Genomic DNA, 1,020 nt, shown 5'->3' on the forward strand with positions numbered 1-1,020 from the left:
GGCGTCGACCCCCAGCCGCTGTCGGTGCGGATCTACTCGGCGATCCGTTTCGGCGTGCAGCCCACCATCAACGCCGTCGGCACGCTCATGCTCGCGGGCTCCATCGTGCTGATCGCCCTCGCCCTGTTCATCCCGCGCCTCTTCGGCCGCCGCGGCGGCCTCGACATCCTCTCCGGAGAGTGACTTCATGGACGCGACCGAAACGACCCCGGCCGTCCGGCTCGACGGTGTCTCCAAGCAGTTCGCGCACTCCTACGCCGTCCAGCACCTCGACCTGGACATCGAGGCCGGCCACTTCTTCTCGATGCTGGGTCCCTCCGGCTGCGGCAAGACCACCACGCTGCGCATGATCGGCGGGTTCAGCGACCCGACCGAGGGCTCGGTGCTGCTCGCCGGTGAGGACGTGACCGCGCTGCCACCGAACCGGCGCAACGTCAACACGGTCTTCCAGAGCTACGCCCTCTTCGACCACCTCAGCGTCGCCGACAACGTGGCCTTCGGCCTCAAGCGCAAGGGCGTCGACAAGTCCGAGACACGTCAGCGGGTCGGCGAGATGCTGGACCTGGTCCAGCTGGCGGGCCTCGCCGACCGCAAGCCCCGCACCCTTTCGGGCGGCCAGCGGCAGCGCGTCGCGCTGGCCCGCGCGCTCGTCAACCGCCCGGCCGTGCTGCTCCTGGACGAGCCGCTGGCCGCCCTGGACCTGAAGCTGCGCCGGCAGATGCAGGTGGAGCTCAAGCAGATCCAGCGCGAGGTGGGCATCACCTTCGTCTTCGTCACCCACGATCAGGACGAGGCGCTGACCATGTCGGACCGGATCGCCGTGATGAACGAGGGCCGCATCGAGCAGTGCGGCACGCCCGAGGACGTCTACGAGCACCCCGCCGGCCGGTTCGTGGCCTCCTTCATGGGCACGTCCAACCTGATGACCGGTACCTACCGGGACGGCGAGGTCGCCCTCGACGAGGGCCCCGCCCTGTCGGTCGGCCGCCGCGGCGGCATCGTGGACGGCACCGCCGTCAG

At 70.0% G+C, this 1,020-nt stretch carries 1 protein-coding gene and 1 pseudogene; both read left to right on the forward strand.

The genetic code is table 11. The features are described from left to right. Positions 1-183: pseudogene (locus IE249_RS39320) on the forward strand (ABC transporter permease); the annotation flags it as partial. 4 nt (positions 184-187) lie between these two features. Further along, positions 188-1,020, forward strand: an 833-nt coding sequence (locus tag IE249_RS33275; protein ID WP_229859819.1) for an ABC transporter ATP-binding protein, incomplete at its 3' end; no start/stop codon positions are given.

The sequence above is a fragment of the Streptomyces anandii JCM 4720 genome, assembly GCF_014650655.1.
Classification (GTDB): domain Bacteria; phylum Actinomycetota; class Actinomycetes; order Streptomycetales; family Streptomycetaceae; genus Streptomyces; species Streptomyces anandii.